Origin of the sequence: Methylorubrum podarium (assembly GCF_040270385.1) — a bacterium.
Classification (GTDB): domain Bacteria; phylum Pseudomonadota; class Alphaproteobacteria; order Rhizobiales; family Beijerinckiaceae; genus Methylobacterium; species Methylobacterium podarium.
Genome location: NZ_JBELQE010000082.1, coordinates 20082 through 41990, shown reverse-complemented (window position 1 = coordinate 41990; position 21909 = coordinate 20082). Strand labels below are relative to the sequence as shown.

The 21909-nt window shown below is 71.2% G+C and carries 19 protein-coding genes and 1 pseudogene; 12 read left to right on the top strand and 8 right to left on the bottom strand.

What is annotated here, in order from left to right; genetic code table 11:
- A pseudogene (locus tag ABS772_RS14085) lies at positions 1-243 on the bottom strand (hypothetical protein); the annotation flags it as partial.
- A gap of 224 nt (positions 244-467) precedes the next feature.
- On the opposite strand from ABS772_RS14085, the gene ABS772_RS14080 reads away from it, so the two are divergent.
- Positions 468-929, top strand: a complete 462-nt coding sequence (locus ABS772_RS14080; protein WP_350395454.1) for an iron-sulfur cluster assembly scaffold protein — start codon at positions 468-470, stop codon at positions 927-929.
- Between the two features lie 6 nt (positions 930-935).
- Positions 936-1256, top strand: coding sequence for a membrane protein insertion efficiency factor YidD (gene yidD / locus ABS772_RS14075; RefSeq protein ID WP_350395453.1), 321 nt, complete (start codon positions 936-938; stop codon positions 1254-1256).
- Between the two features lie 276 nt (positions 1257-1532).
- On the opposite strand, the gene ABS772_RS14070 is transcribed toward yidD, so the two are convergent.
- The 3 genes from ABS772_RS14070 to ABS772_RS14060 all read right to left on the bottom strand — a co-directional run bounded on the left by ABS772_RS14070 (position 1533) and on the right by ABS772_RS14060 (position 6619).
- The gene (locus ABS772_RS14070) at positions 1533-2300 is read right to left on the bottom strand and encodes a Bax inhibitor-1/YccA family protein (RefSeq protein WP_238253582.1); all 768 of its coding nucleotides are present in this window, start codon (positions 2298-2300) and stop codon (positions 1533-1535) included.
- A gap of 216 nt (positions 2301-2516) precedes the next feature.
- A complete protein-coding gene (locus ABS772_RS14065; RefSeq protein ID WP_350395452.1) occupies positions 2517-5105 on the bottom strand; it encodes an ABC transporter permease in 2589 nt (862 codons plus the stop codon).
- Positions 5106-5206: 101 nt separating this feature from the next.
- The gene (locus tag ABS772_RS14060) at positions 5207-6619 is read right to left on the bottom strand and encodes a sensor histidine kinase (protein ID WP_350395451.1); all 1413 of its coding nucleotides are present in this window, start codon (positions 6617-6619) and stop codon (positions 5207-5209) included.
- Between the two features lie 258 nt (positions 6620-6877).
- On the opposite strand from ABS772_RS14060, the gene ABS772_RS14055 reads away from it, so the two are divergent.
- The 8 genes from ABS772_RS14055 (at position 6878) to ABS772_RS14020 (ending at position 16394) form a co-directional block, all read left to right on the top strand.
- On the top strand, positions 6878-10525 hold the full coding sequence (locus ABS772_RS14055; protein WP_350395450.1) for an autotransporter outer membrane beta-barrel domain-containing protein: 3648 nt from the start codon (positions 6878-6880) through the stop codon (positions 10523-10525).
- Positions 10526-10610: 85 nt separating this feature from the next.
- The gene (locus ABS772_RS14050; protein WP_350395449.1) at positions 10611-11360 is read left to right on the top strand and encodes a pyridoxine 5'-phosphate synthase; all 750 of its coding nucleotides are present in this window, start codon (positions 10611-10613) and stop codon (positions 11358-11360) included.
- Positions 11357-11767, top strand: a complete 411-nt coding sequence (gene acpS, locus ABS772_RS14045; RefSeq protein WP_350395448.1) for a holo-ACP synthase — start codon at positions 11357-11359, stop codon at positions 11765-11767. The genes ABS772_RS14050 and acpS overlap by 4 nt, the downstream gene beginning before the upstream one ends.
- Positions 11768-11897: 130 nt before the next feature.
- On the top strand, positions 11898-12704 hold the full coding sequence (gene lepB, locus ABS772_RS14040; RefSeq protein WP_238256022.1) for a signal peptidase I: 807 nt from the start codon (positions 11898-11900) through the stop codon (positions 12702-12704).
- A gap of 60 nt (positions 12705-12764) precedes the next feature.
- On the top strand, positions 12765-13535 hold the full coding sequence (rnc, locus tag ABS772_RS14035; protein WP_350395446.1) for a ribonuclease III: 771 nt from the start codon (positions 12765-12767) through the stop codon (positions 13533-13535).
- 20 nt (positions 13536-13555) lie between these two features.
- On the top strand, positions 13556-14512 hold the full coding sequence (gene era / locus ABS772_RS14030) for a GTPase Era (protein WP_238256024.1): 957 nt from the start codon (positions 13556-13558) through the stop codon (positions 14510-14512).
- Positions 14513-14725: 213 nt separating this feature from the next.
- Positions 14726-15652, top strand: a complete 927-nt coding sequence (locus tag ABS772_RS14025) for a class I SAM-dependent methyltransferase (RefSeq protein WP_350395445.1) — start codon at positions 14726-14728, stop codon at positions 15650-15652.
- Between the two features lie 13 nt (positions 15653-15665).
- Complete coding sequence (locus ABS772_RS14020; protein ID WP_350395444.1) at positions 15666-16394, top strand: pseudouridine synthase; 729 nt, start codon at positions 15666-15668, stop codon at positions 16392-16394.
- Positions 16395-16398: 4 nt separating this feature from the next.
- Here ABS772_RS14020 and ABS772_RS14015 read toward each other — a convergent pair whose 3' ends face one another.
- Positions 16399-17022 (bottom strand): Pr6Pr family membrane protein, encoded by a 624-nt coding sequence (locus ABS772_RS14015; RefSeq protein WP_350395442.1) that lies wholly within the window; start codon positions 17020-17022, stop codon positions 16399-16401.
- Positions 17023-17134: 112 nt separating this feature from the next.
- Between ABS772_RS14015 and ABS772_RS14010 the strand changes: the two genes are divergently transcribed.
- Positions 17135-17926: a hypothetical protein gene (locus ABS772_RS14010; RefSeq protein WP_350395441.1), complete on the top strand. Its 792-nt coding sequence runs from the start codon at positions 17135-17137 to the stop codon at positions 17924-17926.
- Between the two features lie 367 nt (positions 17927-18293).
- Positions 18294-18599, top strand: coding sequence for a hypothetical protein (locus ABS772_RS14005; protein WP_350395440.1), 306 nt, complete (start codon positions 18294-18296; stop codon positions 18597-18599).
- A gap of 6 nt (positions 18600-18605) precedes the next feature.
- Here the strand turns inward: ABS772_RS14005 and ABS772_RS14000 are convergent, their stop codons facing one another.
- The 3 genes from ABS772_RS14000 to ABS772_RS13990 all read right to left on the bottom strand — a co-directional run bounded on the left by ABS772_RS14000 (position 18606) and on the right by ABS772_RS13990 (position 21876).
- Positions 18606-20528 carry a potassium transporter Kup gene (locus ABS772_RS14000; protein ID WP_350395439.1) on the bottom strand — a complete coding sequence of 641 codons (1923 nt, stop codon included), beginning with the start codon at positions 20526-20528 and terminating at the stop codon, positions 18606-18608.
- A gap of 94 nt (positions 20529-20622) precedes the next feature.
- Positions 20623-21279, bottom strand: coding sequence for a DUF2939 domain-containing protein (locus tag ABS772_RS13995; RefSeq protein WP_350395438.1), 657 nt, complete (start codon positions 21277-21279; stop codon positions 20623-20625).
- A 27-nt stretch (positions 21280-21306) separates the two neighbouring features.
- Positions 21307-21876 carry an RNA pyrophosphohydrolase gene (locus ABS772_RS13990; RefSeq protein ID WP_238256701.1) on the bottom strand — a complete coding sequence of 190 codons (570 nt, stop codon included), beginning with the start codon at positions 21874-21876 and terminating at the stop codon, positions 21307-21309.
- Positions 21877-21909: the final 33 nt, after the last annotated feature.

The following is a 21909-nucleotide window of genomic DNA, read 5'->3' as shown; positions in this document are numbered from 1 at the left end:
GCGGGCTACCTGAAGCGGCCCGAGCTGACGGCGGAAAAGTTCGTCGCCAACCCCTACTCGTCCGACGGGACCGACCCGGTCCTCTACCGCTCCGGCGCCGCGCATCCCTTGCAGGCCGACGGCGCTCATGCGTCGCTCGTCGTCGCTCATGCCGTAGGACAAGGATTTGAGAGCGGCATCCATGGCATCTCCGGCCTTCGCCACACGCGCCTTCATGGTCGTGCTGTCGGGCTTGGCGTACATCGTCGATCCGTCCCGGCGTCTTAACCGTTTAAGTGCCGACGCCCTCGAACGATCCGAATCCTGGGCCAGGGCGTGACCGGGGTCGACGGTGCCATTCTCGCGGAATGACGGTGTCGCGCCTATATCGTCGCAATCGCGCCGCCGCGCAATGCGTGGCATGCGTATCTGGCTCAACGTTTCCTTGACGTCTCTCCGAACGGGCGCCCGCGAAAGGCGTGTCAGCGATGATCGATGACATCTACAACCGCCGCATCCTGGAACTGGCGGCGGACATTCCCCGTCTCGGCCGGCTGGCGGCGCCGGACGCCACCGCCACCGCCCATTCCAAGTTGTGCGGTTCGACCGTCACCGTGGATCTCAGCCTGGCGGCGGACGGCACCACGGTCGCCGACTTCGCCCACGACGTGAAGGCCTGCGCCCTCGGTCAGGCCTCCTCCTCGCTGATGGCCCGCCACGTCGTCGGCGCCACCGCCGAGGAGTTGCGCGCGGTCCGCGCCCGGATGCGGGCGATGCTCAAGGAGAACGGCCCCGTCCCCGACGGCAAGTGGGCCGATCTCGCCGTGCTGGAGCCGGTGCGCGACTTCCGCGCCCGCCACGCCTCGACGCTCCTGACCTTCGACGCGGTGGTCGACGCCCTCGACCATATCGCGGCGCGGAAGGGCACCGGCGCGCCCGAGGCGGCCTGACGCGCCATGTTCCGCCAGGCCGCGCACGGGGCGATCCGCGCCTACCAGCTCACCCTGTCGGCGCTGATTGGGCGCCAGTGCCGGCACTGGCCGTCCTGCTCGGCCTACACCGACGAGGCGATCCAGCGGCACGGCCTCTGGGCCGGCGGCTGGATGGGCGTCGCCCGCATCTGCCGCTGCGGTCCGTTCGGCACCCACGGCATCGACCTCGTGCCCGAACGCCTGCCCGCCGGCGCCGCGTGGCACAAGCCCTGGTCCTACGGCCGCTGGCGCGGCGTCGAGGCGCCGCCGCCGCTGGTCTGCGAGGCGGTGGACGACGATCGGTAGTTGGAAAACCCTCCCGCCTCCGCGGGGGCGGGTGCCCGCGGAGCGGGCGGGAGAGGGGCCGGCTCAGGTCCTTCCGGGAGCGGCGCTCCCCTCACCCGACCTCCTACTGAGGCCACCCTCCTTCCATCCAAGTCGGGCTTGCCCGACTTGGACAAGAAAGTCGGATATCGGGCGAGCCCGACATCCGGAGGGGAGAGGGACAGGAACCCTCATCCCACGAAAAAACCCCGGCCTTTCGGCCGGGGCTCTTCCTCGTTTCAGATCCTGCTTCGTCGCTTAGCGGCGGTCGCCGAGCAGCTGCATCAGGAACTGGAACATGTTGATGAAGTCCAGGTACAGCGTCAGCGCGCCGTTGACGGACATCTTGGCAGCGCCCTCGGCGTCGAGGCCGCTGTAGAGGTACATCTCCTTGAGCTTCTGCGTGTCGTAGGCGGTCAGGCCGGCGAAGATGAGCACGCCGATCACCGAGATCGCGAACTGGAGCGCGGACGAAGCCAGGAAGAGGTTCACCAGCGAGGCGATGATCAGGCCGATCAGACCCATGATCAGGAACGAGCCCATGCCCGACAGGCTGCGCTTCGTGGTGTAGCCGTAGAGGCTCAGGCCACCGAAGGTCGCCGCCGTGATGAAGAACACCCGCACCACGCTGGCGCCCGTGAACACGAGCAGCAGGGTGGACATCGAGGCGCCCATCACCGCCGCGAAGGCCCAGAACATCATCCGCGCGGACGAGGCCGACATGCGGTCCATCCGGAACGAGAACACGAAGATGAAGGCCAGCGGCGCGAGCATCAGCACCCACTTGAAGGGGCTGGTGTAGAGGAACTGCCCGAACGGAGTCAGGGCAACGCGGCCGGCGCCGGTCTGCGCGACGGCGGCCATGTTGAGGGCCAGCGCCACGAGACCGGAGATCCCGAGACCGACGACCATGTTGTTGTAGACGCCCAGCATGAAGCTGCGCAGGCCCTGGTCGACTTCGACCTGAGAGCCGGCGTATCCCTGCGGCTGGGCGCCGTAGCGAAACGGGCTGTTGTCGAATGCCATGAAAGTTTCCCTTGGAAGCTCCCGGCGTGGAGTTTGTCGAGGTCCGCACGCAACCCCCGGCGCGTCGAGCGCGCCTCGTGCCCGAATATGTTCGCTGGAACAGCCATAAACAAGTGGGGCTCGACCGAACGGCCGCGTTTTCAAGCCTGACAAAGACGTAAGATTTTTCGGGCTTTGCCGGGATGAAAGCCCGTTCCCGAACGTGGAAGACTGATCTTAGAACTGCCGTAGATAGGGCGCCGGCTTCTGGCCGAGGATGCGCCACGTTCCCGCGAGTCCGGCCACCACCGCGAAGATAACAGCGAAAGCGGCCACCGCCAGCGCCCCGACGGGGTCGGGCGCGAAATCGAGGCGCATGACGCGGGAGACGATCACCCATCCCGCGATCGAGCCGGCCAGGATGCCGAAGAAGGCGGTGGCGAGCCCGAGCGCCCCGTATTCGAGGGCGTAGGCCGCGAGCAGCCGCATCCGCGTGGCGCCGAGCACCTTGAGCACCACCGCGTCGTAGAGCCGGGCCCGGTGGCCGGCGGCGAGCGCCCCGGCGAGCACCAGGAGACTCGCGAGCACGGCGACGACGCTGGCGCCGCGGATCGCGAGCACCAGCTTGTGGACGAGGTCGTTGACCGCCTCCAGCGCGTCCTTCACCCGCACGGAGGTCACCGAGGGGAACGCCTTGGCGGCGTCGCGCACCACCTCCGCTTCCAGCTTCGGATCCGGGCCGTTGGGCAACGTCAGCGTGGCGAGGTCGGCGTGCGGCGCCCCGCGGAACGTGCCGGGGGAGAACACCATCACGAAGTTGATGCCGAGCGAGCGCCACTCGATCTTTCGCAGGTTGGCGACCCGCGCGGTGATCGAGCGGCCGAGCACGTTCACCGTGACCGTGCCGCCGACCGTCAGCCCCAGCGAGCGCGCCAGTTCGACATCGAAGGAGACGAGGGGCTGGCGCGCCTCCTCCGCGTTCCACCACGCGCCCTCGATGATCGTCGAGCCGTCGGGCGGGGTCTCGGCGTAGGTGATGCCCCGGTCGCCGTCGAGCACCCAGGCGGCGTCCTCCGGCGGCTTGATCTGCCCGGCCGGCACGCCGTTCAGCGCCGTGATGCGGCCGCGCATCATCGGCACCCGCTCGATCCTGGCGTCGGGCGCGTGCGCCCCGAGGAAGGCGGAGAAAGCTTCCGCGTCGCGCGAGGGCACGTCGAGGAAGAACAGGCTCGGGGCGCGGCCCGGAAGCGAGCTGTCGAGGGCGCGGGTGATGTTGCTGTCGATGGCGCCGAGCGTCACTAGCAGCGTCGTGCCGAGGCCGAGGGAGAGCACGACGGCCGGGGTCAGCGCGCCGGGGCGATGGAGGTTCGCCAGCGCCATGCGCGGCACCATGCCCTTCGGCCGCTTCATCCGCGCGGCGAGCGCCATCAGCCCCACGGCGACGAGGCGCAGGGCCCCGAAGGCGAGGGCGGCGGCGGCCATGAAGAACAGCGCGACCTTGCGGTCGAAGGCGGTGAGGAGGGCGAGGCCCGCCAGCGCGAGGAGGGCGGCGGCCAGCACCGCGAGGTAGCGCCAGCGCGGCCGGCGCGCGGCCGGATCGACGGTATCGCGGAAGAGGCCGGCGACGGAGACGTCGTGGGCGCGCCCCAGCGGCAGGATCGCGAAGGCGAGGGCCGTCAGCAGGCCGTAGGCGGCGGCGAGCGCGAGGCGGGCCGGGGCGATCTCGGGGTTGAGCGGCAGCGGAAGCTGGTCGCGCAGCGCGAGGTCGAGCACGAAGGGCAGGGCCGCACCGATGGCGAGGCCGAGCACGGTGCTGATGGCGGCGATCAGCATCACCTGGATCAGGTAGAGCCCGACCACCTGCGAGCCCGGCGCGCCGACGCTCTTCAGGGTGGCGATGGACGCCTGCTTGCCGTCGACGAAGGCGCGCACGGCGTTGGCCACGCCGACCCCGCCGACGATGAGCGCGGTGAGCCCGACGAGGGTGAGGAACTGCGTGAAGCGCTCGATGCCCTTGGCGAAGCGCGGATCGGCGTTGTCGCGCGAGCGCATCTCGAAACCCGCATCCGGCAGCGCCTTCTGCACCGCCGCGTGGACGGCGGCGAGGCGGGCATCGTCGGCGCCGGGGAGTTGCAGACGGTAGGTGAAGCGGTTGAGGCTGCCCGGCTGGATCAGGCCGGTGGCGCGGAGCGCGGCGAGCGAGACGAGCAGACGCGGCCCGAAGCCGATCCCCGAACCGACCCGGTCGGGCTCGGAGACGAGGGCGGCGCGGATCGCGATGGGAAAGCCGCCGAGCGTCACCCGGTCGCCGACCTTCAGTCCGAGCCGGGTCAGCAGGGCCGGATCGGCCACCGCGCCGTAGACGCCGTCCCGTTCGGCGATGAGCTCTTGCACCGAACCCTGCGGGTCGGTCTCGGCCGTGCCGACCGCCGGATAGCTCGGATCGACCGCCTTCAGCTCGACCAGGGCCGCGCCGCCGTCGCCCGCCACCGCCATGGCGCGCAGGCTCGCCACCTCCGAGACCGGCGCCTGCCCGTCGAGCACGGCGCGCTCGGCCGGCGTCGCCTCGCGGTTGATCAGGCTGTAGGTGATGTCGCCGCCCAGAATCCGCCGCCCCTCGCGGCCGAGCCCGCCGGAGAGCGAGGCGGCGATCGAGGTGACGCCGCTGATGGCGGCCACGCCCAGCGCGATGCAGGCGATGAAGACGCGGAAGCCGGACAGCCCGCCGCGCAGCTCGCGCAGCGCCAGCCGCAGGGTGAGCGGCAGCCGGGAGGCCGGGGCCGGCCGGGATGCGGGGGAGTCCGGCCGGGACAACGTGCCGTGCATGGGCGCTCGCGCTTCTCACCGCCGGCCGGGCCGGCCGGGACAACTTGGGCACTGACGCGAGCTTCGCAACGGTCCGCACCGCCGCATCCGCATGATGCCCGTCAAGAGACAGTCACGGGAAGCTCGATCGTCACCCGCGTTCCGACGCCTTCCTCGCTCGCGATGGCGATCTGCCCGCGCAGGGTCGAGACCACGAGATTGTAGACGATGTGCAGGCCGAGGCCGGTGCTGCCCTTGTCGCGTCCCGTCGTGAAGAACGGATCGAAGATCCGCTGCAGGTTCTCCCGCGGGATGCCGCGCCCGTCGTCGCGCACGACCATCCGGATCTGCGCGTCGCCGAGCCGGGTAATGTCGATGTCGAGCGTGCCCGGCCGCTCCTCGAAGGCGTGGACGCTGGCGTTGAGCGCGAGGTTGCTGACGATCTGCGCCAGCGCGCCGGGATAGGAATCGAGGAGGATGCCGTCGGGGCAGGCGAGCCGGACCTCGTGGCCCTTGCGCCGCAGGACCGGATCGAGCGTGCTCATCAGCTCGACGAGCCAGGATCGGACCTCGAAGCGGCGCCGGTCCTCCGTCGCCTGATCGACCGCGACCTGCTTGAAATTGTGCACGAGGTCGGCGGCCCGCGTCAGGTTGGCGAAGACCAGGGCGGCGCCCTCGCCCAGCCGCTCGACGCTCTGCGTCAGGTCGGACCGGCGGATCTGACCCGAGGCGATGGTCCGGCGCAGCCGCGCGAGGTCGTGGTCGAAGGCGGTCGAGGTCGTCAGCGCGAGGCCGATGGGCGTGTTGATCTCGTGCGCCACGCCCGCCACGAGCTGGCTCAGCGCGGCGAGCTTCTCGGCCTGGACCAGCTGCGCCTGGGCGGCCCGCAGCTCGGCCAGGGTCGCCTCCGAGCGCTCCTTCTCGACCTGCAGCTCCTGCGTCGTCCGGAACTGGCGCCGGGCCCGGAATTCCCGGGCGGCGACGCCGTAGAACGAGAGCGCGTAGGCGGCGCCGAGCTCGGCATTGTTCACGAGCGCCAAGCCGGGATTGTCGTGCGCCGCCACCGTCTCGAACAGGGCGAAGCAGGTCCAGGTCAGGACGGCGAACGCCGCGAACGAGGGGACCCGCAGGGGCAGCAGCGTCGAGACGAACAGGATCACCACGATCAGGCCCGCCGCGCCGTGGTCGAAGCTCGGCCGCAGGAACACGTAGATCACGCTGAGCACGCAGCCCGGGACGACGCAGTAGACGAGGTAGATCCGCTCCGCGAAGGGCCGGGCCCCCGGCCGGGTGAGCAGGAGCGTCGCGGGCAGGAGGACCAGGACGGCGACGGCGAGCCGGAGCGCGGTGGCCACGGCCCAGGCCTCCGGGCTGAGGATCCAGTCCATGGCCGAGAACGAGCAGTAGACGAAGGCGCCGAGCACCATCGCGGCCTGCGTGCGGCCGAGATCGTGGAGCGTGAAGCTCCGCACGAACGACCGCTCCTCGTCGGGGTCGTCGAAGCGAAGGCCGAGCTGAATCAGCAGCTTGTGCATCGGCTCAGAGCTATACGCCGGCACGGCTTCCGGCGACGTGAAAGGCGCTCCGTCCCGCGCCTATCCCCAAAGCTTCGCCGTGCCGGCATCCGCTCGACGACCGCTTCGAGCCGAGGATGCCACCGAGCCCGCCCGAAGGGGCTCACCCCGAGGGGAGGATGCCGGAGGGTCCGGCCAAAAATTAACATAAGTCATTCCCACGTCACGCGCGCAAGCTAGGCCGTTCGCATAGGCCTTCGAACAGGCGGCGAGTGGGTCATGACGAAACATCTGCTGTCCGTATTGCTCGCCTCGACGGGCATGGTGCCGCTCGGCGCGCTGGCGCAACAGCGGCCCACCGCGCCGCCGGTCGGCTTCACGAACAGCACCTCGGTCAATCCGGGAACGATCATCCCGCGCGTCCTCGACAGCTATGCCGGGTTGATGACCGGCGATTCGGCGGCGATGACGCAGAACTACCGGACCGTCGTCGCGCTGACGCAGAACCGGACGCCGGACCAGACCCTGGCGGCGGTCCGGGACGACCGGACGGTGCAATCCTACAGCATCCTGAACGGGCTCGGACCGCTGACCTCGGCCTATCTCACCGGGGCGGGCGCGTCCTTCTCCGGCACGCGGCCGACGAGCCTCACGCCCACGACCTACGTGGCCTCGACCCTTGCCGACCTGACCGCCAACATCAACGCCGGCTCCAGCGCCAGCGCGGGCGTGACGACCTTCGGCAACGGCACCGCCACGCCGCTCGCCGCGGCGGTCACCTTCATCGACAACACGGTCCGGGCCAACGCCTCGACCGAGCCGCCCAAGCGCGTGTTCGGGCGCTACCAGGGGGCGACCCCGGCCATCGACCCCCTCGAGGCCCGCTTCAACGATTACAGCGCGGCGACGAACAAGCGGGCCCTGTCGGCCCGCGACACGGCGGCCCTCGTCGTGCCGAGCTACCTCTCGAACTTCCCGGTCCCGGCGGTTTACGGGACGGCGGAGCGCTGGGTGAAGGGCTTCACCGTCACCCAGGCGATGATCGACGCCAATGGCGGGCGGCCGCTCACGGCGCCCAATGTCGGGTCCTACGACGCGGCCGGCACCTTCACGCCCACGACCTTCGGCGTCGGCGAGTACGTGCCGGGCATCGGCACCGCGCCGCGCCCCTACCGCGTCTCCACCGCCGTCAACGTGCCGACGCTGCTCAACCCGCGCATCAACGGCACCAACGCCTACGCGGATGGCGCCTACCCGAGCGGCCACACCAATTCCGGCTATCTCCAGACCCTCGGGGTCGGCTTCCTCGTGCCGCAGCGCTGGCAGGAACTGCTGACGCGCGGGTCCGAACTCGGCAACGACCGCATCCTCGCCGGGATGCACTCGCCCTTCGACGTGATGGGCGGCCGGATGCAGTCGGCGGCCATCGCCGCGACCAACATCTACGCCGCGCTCTACGACGCCCAGGGCAACCGAATCGATTGGACGAACCCCGCCAACGCCGGCGCCTACGCCGTCTACCAAGCCTACCGGCAGACCCAGGCCTACCTGGCCGCGAGCTGCGGCGCGGCGAGCGTGGGCGCGTGCCTCACCGCGTCCGCCGCCTCCGGAACCGCCGACGCCTTCGGCAACGCCGCGCAGAACAGGGCCGACTACACCGCGCGCCTGACCTACGGCTTCCAGCCGACCGGACCGAGCCTGCCCATGAGCGCGGCGGAGGTCCCGCTCCAGGCGCAGGTGCTGCTGCTGACCCGCTTTCCCTACCTCTCCGACGCGCAGCGCCGCGAGATCCTGGCGACGACGGGCCTGCCCTCGGGCTACCCGCTCCTGGGCGGCAACACCTATGACGGCTGGGGCCGCCTCAACCTCTACGCCGCCATGGACGGCTACGCGGCCCTTAACGGACCCGTCACCGTCACGATGGATGCGGCGCAGGGCGGCTACAACGCGCTCGACACCTGGAAGAACGACATCGCCGGCGGCGGGAGCCTGACCAAGGCGGGCAGCGGCACCCTGATCCTCACCGGCCGCAACACCTATAACGGCGGCACGACGGTGGCGGGCGGGACACTCGTCGGCTCGGCGGCGAGCTTCGGCTCCGGCGCCATCGTCGACAATGCCAGCCTGATCCTCGATCAGGCCGGCGATGCCGGCATGGCCAACCCGATCTCCGGTTCCGGAACCCTGACCAAGACCGGCGCCGGCACGCTCGATCTGACCGGCACCGGCAGCTTCACCGGCGCCACCGGCGTGGCGCAGGGGCGGCTCTCGGTCAACGGCAGCCTCGCCGGCTCGATCGTCAGCGTCGGGTCCGGGGCGAGCCTCGGCGGCGCCGGCACCGTCGGCGGCGTGGTCGCGACCTCCGGCGCCACGGTGGCGCCGGGTAACTCCATCGGCACCCTGACCGTCGCCGGCAACGTCAGCTTCGCCGCCGGCTCCGTCTACGCGGTCGAGGCCAATGCGGGCGGTCAAGCCGACCGGCTCGCGGCGAGCGGCGGCGCCGCCCTGAACGGCGGCACGGTCCAGGTCACCGCGGCCAACGGCACCTACGATCCGCGCACCCGCGCCACCGTCCTCACCGCCGCCGGCGGCGTGACGGGGCAGTTCGCGGGCGTCACCGCCAACCTCGCCTTCCTCACGCCGAGCCTGACCTACACGGCGAACGCCGTCGACCTGACCCTGACGCGCAACGACATCGCCTTCTCGACGATCGCGCGCAACCGCAACCAGGCCGGCGTGGCGGACGCGATCCAGGCCGGCGGCCCCGGCACCGCGCCGTTCCAGCGCACCGTCGGCCTCACCACCCCGGAGGCGCAGGGCGCCTTCCAGGCCCTCTCGGGGGACGTGCATGCCGGCACGGTCTCGACCGGCTATGCCACCGCCTTCTTCGTGCGCGAGGCGATCCTCGACCGGATGCGCTGGGGCGCGACCCCCGGCACCGCCGAGGGCCTCGATTACGGCAGCCTGCCGGCGACCTACACCGCCGACCTGCCGGGCCGTGCCGCCCCGGTCGTGGCGATGCCCGCCCGGATCCTCGACCCGACCGTCTTCGGTCTCTGGGGCCAGGGCTTCGGCAGCTTCGGCGAGGCGCGCTCGGACGGCAACGCCGCCGGGTTCAGCCGCCGGATCTCCGGCTTCGCCCTCGGCGCCGACGTCCGGCTGGAGAACGGGATCACGCTCGGCGTCGTCGGCGGCTACACCGCCGCCAGCCTCGACACGACCGGGCGCCTGCAATCCGGCACGATCGAGAGCGCCTATGGCGGCGTCTACGGCGGCACCGAGTTCGGGCCGGTCTCGCTGCGGCTCGGCGCGACCTACGCCGGCGACAGCCTCCGCACCCGCCGCACGGTCGCCTTCGCCGGCCTGTCCGATTCGGCGAGCGCCCGCACCGGCGGCGCGACGATCCAGGGCTTCGGCGAAATCGGCTACCGCGTCTTCCTCGGCGGCGACGCCCCGGCCCCGCTGCTGTCGAAGGACGGCACGGCGCCGGCTCAGGCGAGCCCGAGCTACATCGAGCCGTTCGTCGGCGGCTCCTACGTCGCGATCGGGCGCGACCGCTTCGTCGAGGCCGGCGGCGCGGCCGCCCTGACGGGGTCGGCCCGCGACTACGACGTCGGGGCCATGACCGCCGGCCTGCGGGCGCAGACCGTGCTCGGCCTCGACCTCGGGGCGCCGGTCTCGCTGCACGGATTGGTCGGCTATCGCCGCGCCTTCGGTGACGTGGTGCCGGCCGCGCTCCTGTCCTTCGGCAACGGCCCGACCTTCCTGAGCGCCGGCATCCCGATCGCCCGCGACGCGCTGGTGGCGGAGGCCGGGCTCGACCTGCGGCTGGCCCCGACCGCGACGCTGGGCGTGGCCTATACCGGTCAGGTCGGCGACCGGGTCCAGGATCACGCCGTCAAGGGCAACTTCACCTGGCGGTTCTGAGAGCGCCGCCGCGGGCGCTTCCAACCCCCGGCCGCACCGGCTAAACCGGCGGTCCCGGACTTGAGCCAAACCTCGGAAGCCTGCCGTGTCGTCCCTGCGCCTGGGCGTGAACATCGATCACGTCGCCACCGTCCGCAACGCCCGCGGCGGGTTCGCGCCCGATCCGGTGCGCGCCGCCCACGAGGCCGTGGCGGCGGGCGCCGACGGGATCACCGCGCACCTGCGCGAGGATCGACGCCATATCCGCGACGCCGACATCGCGGCGCTGCGGAAGCTGCCGGTGCCGCTCAACCTCGAGATGGCGGCGACCGACGAGATGGTCGGCATCGCGCTCGCCACCCGGCCGCACGCCGCCTGTCTCGTGCCGGAGAAGCGCGAGGAGCGCACCACCGAGGGCGGCCTCGACATCATCGCCGGCCGCGCCCATCTCGGGCCCCGCATCGCCGAGCTGTCGCAGGCGGGCATCCGCGTCTCGCTGTTCGTCGAGCCCGACGAGGCGGTGATGGAGGCCGCCCACGCGCTGCACGCGCCCGTGGTCGAGCTGCATACCGGCTCCTATTGCGAGGCGGTGATCGAGGGCGACGAGGACAGGATCGCGCATGAGCTCGGCCGGATCGTGCGCGCGAGCGCCCACGGCGCCGGGCTCGGCCTCGAGATCCATGCCGGCCACGGCCTCACCGTCGAGAGCGTCGGCCCCGTGGCGGCGCTGCCGCAGATCCGCGAGCTGAACATCGGCCACGCCCTGATCGCCGAGGCGATCTTCGTCGGCCTGCGGCAGGCGGTCCACGACATGCGGGCGGCGATGGACCGGGCGCGGCGGCAGGCCGAGCCGTGATTCTCGGCATCGGCACCGACCTCTGCGACATTCGCCGCATCGAGTCCTCGCTCGAACGCTTCGGCGAGCGCTTCACCCACCGCGTCTTCACCGATGGCGAGCGGGCGAAATGCGACCGGCGCGCCGCCCGCGGGCCGTCCTACGCCCGCCGCTTCGCCGCCAAGGAGGCCTGCGCCAAGGCGCTCGGCACCGGCATCGCCCAGGGCGTGTTCTGGCGCGACATGGAGGTGGTCAACCTGCCCAGCGGCCAGCCGACCCTGAGGCTGACCGGGCGTGCGCGGGAACACCTCGCACGCATGGTGCCGGAGGGCCACGAGGCGTGCCTGCACCTGACGCTGACCGACGAGCCGCCGCTCGCGCAAGCGTTCGTGATCATCGAGGCGGTGCCGCTCCCGGCGCCATCGTAGGTTCGGCCCGGCGCATCCTTCGCGTTGCGGGGCGGCGCGGCTTAGTCTAGACCCGCCGCCCAGCACGACAGCCCACGGCCACAGGGTAGCGGCTGCCGGATGACACGGCGGGGCCGAAGGCGGACCACTCATGGATACAGGACAGGCGCGCGTGGATCGCGAGGGCAAGACGGAGATCCGGACGGCCGAGCCCGGAACCTGGGCCAGCATCCGGGAAACCGTGAAGGTCGGCGTGCAGGCGCTGCTGATCGCACTCGTGGTGCGGACGCTGCTGTTCCAGCCGTTCAACATCCCCTCGGGCTCGCTGATCCCGACCCTGCTGATCGGCGACTACCTGTTCGTCTCGAAATACGCCTACGGCTACTCGAAATACTCCCTGCCGCTGTCCGAATACCTGCCGTTCCAGGCGCATGGCCGGGTCTGGGCCGCCGAGCCGAAGCGCGGCGACATCGCCGTGTTCAAGCTGCCGAAGGACAACGCGACCGACTACATCAAGCGCGTGATCGGCCTGCCCGGCGACAAGATCCAGGTGGTCGAGGGCGTGCTCAACATCAACGGCAAGCCGGTCAAGCGCGAGCGCATCGCCGACTACGAGACCCTCGACGCCTTCGACCAGACCGTGAAGGTGCCGCAATATATGGAGACGCTGCCGGGCGGCGTGTCCCACCGGGTGATCGAGCGCGACGGCGACCGCGGCTTCTGGGACAACACCGAGGTCTACACGGTGCCGGCCGGCCATTTCTTCATGATGGGCGACAACCGCGACAACTCGACCGATTCGCGCGACCTCGCCAGCGTCGGCTACGTGCCGTTCGAGAACTTCGTCGGCCGGGCGGAGATGATCTTCTTCTCCATCGACGAGCGCACCCCCGCCTGGCAGATCTGGCGCTGGCCCGCGGACGTCCGCTGGGGCCGCATCTTCTCGACGATCCACTGATCGCTCGACGAACGTGACAGCGACGGGACGATCCGCCGTTCTTTCCCGAGGCGGACGGCGATGAGCGAGGACGGCGAGGGCGCCGCGCGCTCCAGCCGCGCCCGGCGCGCGCACCGTCCGCGGCCGAGCCTCACCGTGCTGGAGGCGCGCATCGGCCATGTCTTCGCCGACCCGGCCCTGCTCCCCCTGGCGCTCACCCATGTGAGCAAGGCCGGCCAGTCGGGCCGGGTCGGCAGCTACCAGCGCCTCGAATTCCTGGGCGACCGCGTGCTCGGCCTCGCGGTCGCCGAGACGCTGTACAAGGCATTGCCCGACGCGGAGGAGGGCGAGCTGTCGCGGCGGCTGGCCGGGCTCGTGCGGCGGGAGACCTGCGCCGCGGTGGCCGAGGCCTGGGAGGTCGGGCCGCATCTCAATCTCGGGCCCGGCGAGATCCAGACCGGCGGGCGGCGCAACCAGACCATCCTCGCCGATGTCTGCGAGGCGATCCTCGGAGCGGTGTTTCTCGACGCCGGCTACGAGGCGACGCGGGCGATCGTCCAGCGCGCCTTCCGCCCCGGCGAGGAAACCGCCGCCCCGCGCGGGCGCGACGCGAAATCGGCCTTGCAGGAATGGGCGATGGCGCGCAGCCTCGCGATCCCCGTCTACGAGGTGGTGGAGCGCTCAGGCCCCGACCATGCCCCCGTCTTCCGGATCGCGGTGCGGGTCGAGGGCATTGAACCGGGATACGGCGAGGGCGCCTCCAAGCGCGTGGCGGAGCAGGAGGCGGCCCGCGCCGTGCTCGCCCGCGAAAACATCGGCGGGACGCAGGGGAAGGACGGATCGGGTGGTTAAGTCGCGGATGGTCGGATCGGATGTCTGAGCACGAGCCGGAACACGAACCGGAACATGAGGCCGAGGACGGCGCCGCCCCGCAGGAGACGCGCGCGGGTTTCGTCGCGCTGATCGGCGTGCCGAATGCCGGCAAGTCGACCCTGCTCAATGCCCTGGTCGGCGCCAAGGTCTCGATCGTCTCGCGGAAGGTCCAGACGACGCGGGCGCTGGTGCGCGGCATCGTCATGGAGGGCGAGGCGCAGATCGTGCTGGTCGACACCCCCGGCATCTTCGCGCCGAAGCGCCGCCTCGACCGGGCGATGGTGCATTCCGCCTGGAGCGGCGCGGCGGATGCCGACGCGGTCTGCCTGCTGATCGATGCCCGCAAGGGGGCGGACGAGGAGGTCGAGACCATCCTGCGCCGCCTGCCCGAGGTGAAGCGGCCCAAGATCCTGATCCTCAACAAGATCGACCTGATCGCCCGCGAGCGCCTGCTCGAACTGGTGGCCAAGCTCAACGCGATGGTGCCGTTCGAGGACACCTTCCTGATCTCGGCGCTCAACGGCGACGGCGTCGCCGACCTGCGAAAGGCGCTCGCCGCCCGGATGCCGCCCGGCCCCTGGCTCTACCCGGAGGACCAGATCTCGGACGCGCCGCTGCGGATGCTCGCCGCCGAGATCACGCGGGAAAAGATCTACGACCGGCTGCACGAGGAACTGCCCTACCGCTCCACCGTCGAGACCGACCAGTGGCAGGTGCGGCCCGATGGCTCGGTGCGGATCGAGCAGACGATCTTCGTCGAGCGCGAGAGCCAGCGCTCGATCGTGCTCGGCAAGGGCGGCCAGACCATCAAGGCGATCGGGCAGGCGGCCCGCATCGAGATCGCCGAGGTGGCCGAGGCCAAGGTGCACCTGTTCCTGCACGTGAAGGTCCGCGAGAACTGGGCCGACGATCCCGCGCGCTATCGCGAGATGGGGCTCGAATTTCCGACCGGCTGACCTCTATTCTGTATTCGATTCTGCCCCTCATCCTGAGGTGCCGGCGCGAAGCGGCGGCCTCGACGGATTCTCCGGATCCAGCGTGGTTCCCGGAGGATCCGTCGAGGCCCCGCTGTCTCGGGCACTTCGGAATGAGGGTCGGGGTCGGACGAATTCCCAATGCCGATGGCCCCGGCCCGAACGCCAAGCCCCAAGCTCTACGCCCCAAGCCCCATGCCCCACACCGATCCCGACATGCGGGCCGTCCTCTACGGCCTGCCGCCCTCCGACCTCGCCGCCCTGCCGGACGGCGCCGCCCAGGTCTCGCCGCTGATCCCCGGCTCGGCACGGCTGGAGGATGTGGCCGAGGCGAGCCTGGAGGCCGCCCTGCTGCTGGCGCCGCCCGGCACGGTCGAGCGGCGCTACGCCCTGGCGCTGGCGATCCGGACCCTGCGGCCGGGCGGACGGCTCGTGGCGCTGGCGCCCAAGGACAAGGGCGGCACGCGGCTCGCCAAGGAGTTGCGCGGCTTCGGCTGCGCGGTGACCGACGAGGCGCGGCGCCACCACCGCATCTGCACGGCGACGCGGCCCGAGGCGCCGGAGGGCATCGCCCCGGCGGTCGAGGCCGGCGCCCCGCGCCATATCGACAATCTCGCCCTCTGCACCCAGCCCGGCATCTTCTCCTGGGACCGGCTCGATCCCGGCTCCGCCCTGCTGCTGCGCCACCTGCCTCCGCTCGCGGGGCGCGGCGCCGATTTCGGCTGCGGCCTCGGCATCCTGGCCCGCGCGGTGCTGAAATCCGAAAAGGTCGCCGCGCTCGCGCTGATCGACATCGACCGCCGCGCGATCGAGATGGCCCGGCGCAATGTCGGCGATCCCCGCGCCACCGCCCACTGGGCCGACCTGCGGGGGGCGGAGCCGGCCCTGTCGGGCCTCGACTTCGTCGTCTCGAATCCGCCCTTCCACGACGGCGGCGCCGAGGATCAGGCGCTCGGCCAGACCTTCATCGCCCGCGCGGCGGCGGTCCTGCGGCCGGGCGGCACGCTGCACCTCGTCGCCAACGCGCACCTGCCCTACGAGGCGCCCTTGCGCGCCGCCTTCCGCAGCGTCACTCCGACGGTGACGGAGGGCGGCTACAAGGTGTTCGAGGCACGCAAATGATCGAGGCCCTCAAGTGAAGGCCGTGCGCCTCGACCGGCTGCTGGCCAATCTCGGCTACGGCTCGCGTCGGGAGGTCGAGGGCCTGGCCCGGGCCGGACTCGTGCGCCTCGACGGGCAGGCCCTGCGGGACGCCTCGCAGCGCATCCCGCTCGAGCCCGACCTCTCCGCCCGGATGACGGTGGAGGGGAGGGCGCTCGATCCGCTGCCCGGCCTCTGCCTGATGCTGCACAAGCCCCTCGGCGTCACCTGCTCGCACAAGGAGGCGGGGCCGCTGGTCTACAGCCTGCTGCCCGAGCGCTGGCGCCGGCGCGATCCGGCGATCTCCACGGTCGGCCGCCTCGACAAGGAGACCTCGGGCCTCCTCCTGATGACCGACGACGGGGCGCTGCTGCATCGGATCATCGCGCCGAAGGCCAAGGTGTCCAAGCGCTACCGGGTCAGCCTGGCCCGCCCGCTCCAGGGCGACGAGGCCGCGATCCTCGCCTCGGGCGAACTGATGCTGGAGGGCGAGGACAAGCCGCTCCTGCCGGCGGAGATGGAGACCGACGACCCGACCCACTGCACGGTCACCCTGCACGAGGGCCGCTACCATCAGGTTCGGCGCATGTTCGCCACGCTCGGCAACCACGTCGACGCGCTCCACCGTGACCGCGTCGGCGGCCTCGCGCTCCCCGCCGACCTGCCGGCGGGGGAGTTCCGGATCCTGGGGCCGGGCGAGATCGCCGCCTTGTTCGAGGGGTAGCGCCCTATCCGCTGGCGAGCCTGCGCCGGGCGAGGCGGCGGTCGAGGAGCACCAGCACCCAGCCGACACCGAGGAAGGCCGCCGCGATCGCCCCGGCATAAGCCGCGACGGGACCCCAGCCGATCTTGCCCACGTCGAGGAACGGGTAGGGATAGCGCGCGTCGTAGGCGCCGCGCACGAGCGTGTAGCCGAGATAGATCAGCGGGTAGCTCGCGAACAGCGCGAGGTCGCGAAAGCCGAGGCGCCCCTTCGGCGCGAAGACGAGCCAGAACAGCGGCACCAGCACCGGCAACGCCTGATGCAGCAGGATGTCGCCGACGAGGTCGCCGCCCCGCAGCGTCTTCAGCCCGTAGAGCAGCAGCCGCTGCACGAGGCCGACGAGCAGCGTCGCCAGGACCGCCGTCGCGACGAGCCGCGGCTGGGCCAGGGCCGGCAGCCGCAGGGCGATCCCGCCGAACACCGCGAGCACGAGGAGTCCGGTCAGGTTCGTGAAATAGGCGACCATGATCCAGGCGGTCAGCGGCACGGAGCCGGTCCGGCCGAACACGGCGGTGAAGCCGGCGGCGACGCCGAGGGCGGCGCAGAGCGCGATCAGGGCCGCGGCGAGGCGGGCGCTTCGGGATTCCATGGTCGGTCGAGTCGGAGCCGGGGGAGGGCGGAGCGTTCTGGCCGCCCATCGCGACCATGGCATGACGCGGGCCGCTTGACAGGTCGGGCGCGGTGCCGGACGCCACGCGACCGTGCTGCTCGACCTCCTGCATCTCCTGACCACGCCCGCGCCGCCGGCCCAGCGCCGGCTCGGCTACCTGCGCGACAGCATCTGGCTGATGTCGCGCGCCCGCCGCTGCCGCCGCGCCTGGGCGCCGCATCTGGAGGCGAGCCGGGCGGTGATGCGCGCGGCCATCGCCGCGACCGAGCGGCGCGACACCGCGGTGGTGCTGGGCTCCGGCCTCCTGCTCGACGTGCCGCTGGCGGATCTCGCCGAAGGCTTCCGGCGGGTGGTGCTGGTCGATGCCGTGCATCTGCGGCCGGCCCGGCGCGCGGTCCGCGCCTTCGCCAACGTCGAGACGCTGACGGCGGACCTGAGCGGCGCGATGGCGCTGATGACGGGCGCGGCGCCCGATCTCGATCCGCGCCTGCCGCCGGTCTGCGCCGAGCCGGGAACCGGCCTCGTCATCTCGGCCAATCTCCTCTCGCAGCTGCCGATCCGTCCGGTCGAGCGGCTGGAGACCTCGCGCCGGGCCCTGGGACCCTGGAGGCCGGAGGACGGGGACGCCTTCGGCCGGCGGATCGTCGCGGGCCATCTCGACGTGCTGGCCGGCCTGACGGCGCGGGTCTGCCTCGTCACCGATATCGACGAGACCGAGGAGGACCGGCAGGGGCAGGTCCACGCCCGGCACGACCTTCTCTACGGCGTGCGGCTCGGGACGCCCGAGCGGGCCTGGACCTGGGACCTCGCGCCCTTCGGTGAGACCGGCCGCAACCGGCGCCTGCTTCACCGCGTCGTGGGCTTCTCGGATTGGCAGGCCTGATCGGGACGGCCGGACCCGGCTCGGCAGAAACCCTTCCTCCGGAATCCGGTTGATCGCTTCTGTTCCCAGTCACCCCGTCATCGCGAGGCGAAGCCGACGCGATCCAGGGCGCGCCCTTTCCGGAAAAGTCGCGCCCTGGATTGCCACGGCTTCGCCTCGCAATGACGCAGGAGGAGCCGAAGTGATCAGGGGGCGCCGTCTCAGAGCAAAATAAGAAGCACAGACTGAGAGTTCGACTGTGCGCCCGTTCCGAAGCGTTTATCTCGCAAGATCATTCGGACTTGCCCTTTCGACTGTCGCGTCGAACAGGAATGTCTGGACGTTCCATGCGGGAAAACCGGAAAAGCATTCGGGAGGTTTTTGCACGATGCGCCGCTTCTTTGCCCTGTTCCTCGCCATGGCCCTCGTGCCCGGCGCCGCCAGCGCGCTGTCGATGACGGACACGCTGGAGGCGTGGCGGCAGAGCTCGGCCCTGGAGCGCCTCCAGCTCGCGACCCGCTTCGGCAAGTCGTTCGTGTCGGTCAACGAAAGCTTCACCGCGGGCTACTTCGTCAAATGCATCGACGAGGTGGCGGGCTATTCCAACGCGCAGAAGGCCAAGATCGAGGACGCGGTGCGCGAATGCGTCGCCTCGCAGCTGCGGATGACCGGCAAGGGGCCGGCGGACGAGTAGCCGTCCTCAAATCTCGATCTCGGTGCCGATCTCGATCACCTGCCGGGCCGGCACGCAGAAATGGGCGCCGGTGCGCTCGGCGTTGTTCTGCATCACCGCGAAGACCGCCTCGCGCCAGTCCGACATGCCGCGCTGGTCGGAAACGGGGATGATCGTCTCGTGGCCGACGAAGACGGTGAGATCCTCGGTGAACTCCTTCGGCAGGAGGCCGGCATGGACGGCGCAATCCAGCCCCTCGGGGATCGAGGCCGATTGCATGAAGCCGTAGCGCAGCACCACGCGGCGGATGTCGGGGGTGATCTCGATGACGCGGGCACGCTCCTCCCGCGGCACCGTCGGGCTCTCCTCGAACAGGGCGGTCACGATCAGCACGCGGGCGTGCAGCGCGCCGAGGCGCTCGACGAAGCGCATCATCGGCAGCGGGATGCCCTCGGTCGCCGAGGAGAGGAAGGCGGCCGAGCCAGGCAGGGTCGTCGGCGCGTCCCGGCGCAGCCCTTCGAGGAACTGCGTCTCCGGTTGGCGCAGGGCCATGCGCGCCTGCTCCAGGCAGCCGTTGCCCTTGAGCCATGTCAGCATCAGGAAGGCGATGACGCCCGCCAGCAGCAGCGGAAACCAGCCGCCCTCGAACAGCTTCACGCTGTTGGCCGAGAGGAAGATCAGGTCGATCACGAGGAAGAAGCCGTTGACCGCGAGAACGAGGGGCAGGCCGAAGCCCCATTTGCGGGCGACGAGGCCGGCGAGCAGGGTCGTGATCGCCATCAGCAGCGACACGGCGATGCCGTAGGCCCCGGCCAGCGCGTCGGAGGAGCGGAAGATCAGCACCGCCGCGAGCGTCGCGGCGGCGAGCAGCCAGTTCACGAGCGGCACGTAGATCTGGCCGCTCTCGTCCGAGGCGGTGTGGACGATGCGCAGCGGCGGCAGGAAGCCGAGCTGGATCGATTGCCGGGTCAGCGAGAACACGCCCGAGATCACCGCCTGCGAGGCGATGACCGCGGCGAGGGTCGCCAGCCCGATCAGCGGGTAATGCGCGTAGGAAGGGGCGAGGCGGTAGAACGGGTTCTCGGCGGCGGAGGGGTCGACCAGCAGGATCGCGCCCTGCCCGAAATAGTGGATCACCAGCGCCGGCAGGACGAGGACGAACCACGCGATGCGGATCGCCCGCGCGCCGAAATGGCCGAGATCGGCGTACATCGCCTCGCCGCCGGTGACCGCGAGGAAGGCCGCGCCCAGCATCGTGAAGCCGACATGCAGGCCGGCATGGGCCGTGAACTCGACCGCGCGCAGCGGATTGATCGCCGTCAGGATCTGCGGCGCCTGCACGATCCCGCCGAGACCGAGCGCGGCCAGGACGAGGAACCAGACCAGCATCACCGGCCCGAAGATTTTTCCGATGAAGGCGGCGCCCCGGCGCTGCACGAGGAAGAGCGCGACGAGGATCGCCAGCGCGATCGGCACGATGAAGCGGTCGAGGGCGGGGGCGTCGACCCGCAGCCCCTCGACGGCCGAGAGCACCGAGATCGCCGGCGTGATCGCCCCGTCGCCGTAGAGCAGGGCGGCGCCGACGAGGCCGACGACCAGCAGGAGCGCCTGCCGCGAGCCGGGCTGCGCGTGGCGGGCGCCGAGCAGCGCCAGCATCGCCACGATGCCGCCCTCGCCGCGGTTGTCGGCGCGCAGGATCAGCACCGCGTATTTCAGCGAAACGACGAGGATCAGCGCCCACAGGATCAGCGAGACGGCACCCGTCACCGCGGCCGCGGAGGGTTCGCCCCCCGGGCTCGCGGCGCGCACCGCCTCCTTGAGGGCGTAGAGCGGGCTCGTGCCGATATCGCCGTAGACGACGCCGAGGGTGGCGATGAGGAGCCCCGCGCCGAGCCGCCGGCTGGAGCCCGACGCATCGGCTTCGGATGAGTGTGCGGCGTCCTGGCTCAAGGCAGCGCTCCGAAAGCGGGGCCGGTCGTGGCGGCTCAGCTATGTGAAGCGTGACCGGCGTCCAGGGCCGCTCTTTGAGAATTGTTCGGTCCTGTCAGGGCCCGTGGGGGATGGCCGGCTCCGGCTGCGCCTTGTCCGGGTCGGACCGCCCGTCGCGCAGCCGGGCCGCGGCCGCGGAGGCCTTCTCGGCGATGCGACGGCGCAGGTCGTCGGACAGCTCGATATCGACGAGACGCCAGCCCCAGTCGCGCAGGCGCAGGCGGATGCGGAACTGCTCGTGGCGGGGATGATCGGGCGGCACCGAGATCACCACGGAGCGGAAGCCGCGCATGTCGGAGGACAGATAGTAGCGCAGCAGTCGTCCGAAATCGGGGATGCGCAGCCCGTCGCGCCGCTCGTGCCGGTTGGCCGGCGCGGCGAGGTCGGCGCCCTGCGGCCAGCCGTCGTCGAGGAGATCGATCACGGCCTGGGGCGTCAGCGCCGATTCCATCACCGGGAGCGCCACCGCCGCCGCCGCGTCGGCGATGCGCTGACGCTCGCGCGGATCGAGGGCGTTGCTGTCGGCCTTGACGGCCGCGCTGATCTGCCGGGCGAGCGACAGGCGCAGCGTGCGGAAATTGACCCGCTGCTCCACCGCCGCGGCGTCGCCCGCCTGCACCGCCGCGGCAAAGCCGTAGAGCGACCAGAACGGCGTCAGCGTGTAGGCGAACCAAGCCAACACGGCGAGAAGGGGAATGAGCCACCACCGCATCGGATCAGCCGCGGATGCGCGGATGCATCATGCCGGATCGCCCTCGGCGCCGTGCCAGTTCGTCAGGCCGGAGAAGGCCGCGACGACGCCCTCGTAGACCGGCCGCTTGAACGTGATGATGAGATCCGGCAAAGCCTCCAGCCGTTCCCAGCGCCACGCATCGAATTCGGGCTTGTGGCGCCCGCCTCCGGGGGCGTCCACGTCGATCACCGATTCGCTTCCGGTCAGGCCGAAGGCGAACCATTTCTGGCGCTGGCCGCGATAGCGGCCCTTCCACGCCTGCTTCATCACCGCCGGCGGAAGGTCGTAGGCGAGCCAGTCCCGTGTCTCGCCGAGCAGCGTGACAGCGTCGGCCGGCACGTTGGTCTCCTCGTGAAGCTCCCGCAGGGCCGCGGCCAGGGGCTCTTCCCCCTCGTCGATCCCGCCCTGCGGCATCTGCCACGCGCGATCGCCGTCGACATGCTCGGGGCCGGCCTCGCGCTTGCGCCGCCCGATGAAGACGCGGCCGTCGCGGTTGAACAGGGCGACGCCCACGCAGGGGCGGTAGGGCAGCGCGCTGCCCTCGGGCAGGCGCAGGAGGTCGTCGGGGCGGGGCATCGCGGGCTCTTGCTGGCGGCGCGACCATAGGTG